Origin of the sequence: Roseateles saccharophilus (assembly GCF_004342485.1) — a bacterium.
Taxonomy (GTDB): domain Bacteria; phylum Pseudomonadota; class Gammaproteobacteria; order Burkholderiales; family Burkholderiaceae_C; genus Pelomonas; species Pelomonas saccharophila.
Window position 1 is genome coordinate 1 of sequence record NZ_SMBU01000090.1, and the last position, 2,100, is coordinate 2,100.

At 65.5% G+C, this 2,100-nt stretch carries 1 protein-coding gene; it reads right to left on the reverse strand.

Annotated elements, in window-relative coordinates; all coding sequences use genetic code 11:
- Window positions 1-167: 167 nt before the first annotated feature.
- Window positions 168-1,649: a group II intron reverse transcriptase/maturase gene (gene ltrA / locus EV671_RS26450; RefSeq protein ID WP_132576883.1), complete on the reverse strand. Its 1,482-nt coding sequence runs from the start codon at window positions 1,647-1,649 to the stop codon at window positions 168-170.
- Window positions 1,650-2,100 lie beyond the last annotated feature (451 nt).

Genomic DNA, 2,100 nt, shown 5'->3' on the forward strand with positions numbered 1-2,100 from the left:
ATGGAAGACACTGGGGTGTGCGGGCCAGCGCGGGTAGAGGTCGATCAATTTATTGATGGCCTTGGACCGCGATCTCTAAGTTGACCCGCTGCCGATCGCGGTAGGGACGCCCATTGCTGAACGCCCCCCGCACCGATCCGTACGTGCCCAATTCGGGCATACGGCTCCTACCTTGGGTGGTTGACGGCGAAGCGCTGCTGGGGCCACGGATGGAGGATGCGGGGGCGCGGGAGCCAGTCGGCTGCGAGCCTCGGCATCCGGTCCCACGTCAGCCGATGTTTCTGGCTGCGACGCCGGAGCGTGCGGAACCAGAGGTTCGTAACGTGGTAGCGGAAGGCATTGAGGGCTCGCATGTTGGTGGGCACCGCGTGATACGCAAAGTAGCCGGCCACCACCGCCTTCAGCCGGTGTCCCTGTTCTGGGATCGGCTCATGCATGTGGCGACGTAGATCCTCTTTGACCTCCCGCAGCTTCGCCCGCATGCGGTCACGCCGCGTCTTGCGCTGGAGCAGGAAGGCTCCGCGCCGCGACGTGCCGCAGATGAACGTGAATCCCAGGAAGGTGAAGGTCTCCGGTTTGCCCAGACCGCGCCGACGGCGTTGCCCGGCCGCGTTGCGGCCGAACTCCAGCAAGCGGGTCTTTTCCCCGTGAAGTTCGAGCCCGAACTGCTCGAACCTCGCTCGCATCGCGTCCCAGAATCGCCTTGCATCGGTCTCGTGCTCGAAGCCGGCCACGATGTCGTCCGCGTAGCGGACGAAGATCACGTTGCCGTTGGCCTCGCGCCGCCGCCATTGCTGGGCCCAGAGATCGAAGACGTAGTGCAGGTAGACGTTGGCAAGCAGCGGTGATGCCACCGCCCCTTGCGGAGTCCCCGCCTCACTGACGCTCCATTCCCCTTCTTCCAGGACTCCCGCCTTGAGCCACTTGCGGACAAGACGGAGGATGCGCTCGTCGCCGACCCGATGCTCCAGGAAGCGGACGAGCCAAGGTTGGCTCAATCCGTCGAAGAAGCTTCGAATGTCCGCGTCGAGAATCCAGTTCACCCGGGTCCCGCCGATGGCCACCGACAGTGCATCCAATGCGTCATGCTGTCCCCGCCCGGGCCGGAACCCGTACGAGAAGCCGAGGAAGTCTTCCTCGTAGATCGCATTGAGCACCACGACGACCGCACGCTGGACGACCTTGTCCTCCAGTGCAGCGATGCCGAGCGGGCGCTGCTTATCGGTGCCGGGCTTCGGTATGAACCGTCGCCGGACCGGTAGCGCCCGATACGTGCCGCGATGGACCCGAGCATGCAGCTCCTGCAGGTTGCCCTCCAGGTTCGCCTCGTAGTCCTGCCACGTCACGCCGTCCACCCCAGGCGCGGCACGGCGCTTGAGCGCCAGGAACGCATCCCTCAGCAGATCGACCGTGACATGGTGCAGCAGCGCGGTGAACTTCTCCTTCTTCCGCTGCCGTGCAGCGTGCCGTACGCGGTCCAGTCCCGGTGACACGCTTGCTCGGCGCTGTGTCCGTTGCGTGCGCGACTGTTCCGCGTTCCCCTTGGTCCCGGCCCTTGGCTCCACCCACTCCGCAGCTGCCGGGGCAGCGTTGTTCGCAGGCTTCATCGCTACTATGGCCGAGTCTGACTTCTCGGGCCCGTGCATCATCGGCTACGGCTCCTCGCCTTCCCGATGCGGGCCAGCCCGTTACCGCGGCTGGTCAGACCCGAGATCTCCCGGTTCCCGTACAAGGAGCGTGCGCACATGCCAGGTTCTGCGACCGCGCCGGGTCGCGCGGGGGCTCGCGTTGGCGCCCCCGCCCGTGTTGTCTTCCGCCAGTGGTACAGCGTCGACACCCGGGATAAGTACCTTTCGTGGCTCAATGGCTGGCCTGTGCGTACCCCTGTCAACGCTTCACGCCACACCTCGCGGTGTGCCGCGCATGACTCGGGGCCAATGTGGATCGCTATTCCTTCATTGCAGCGGACTTGCACCGCCTACTCCTTGCCGGTCTCCCGGCGCACACCACTCGTACCCAGGATTGCCTGCGAGCGATGTCCAGTCCCGTGAGGGACTGGACGCGCCTGACAGCCCACATTAAACAGAGCCGCCGGGCTTG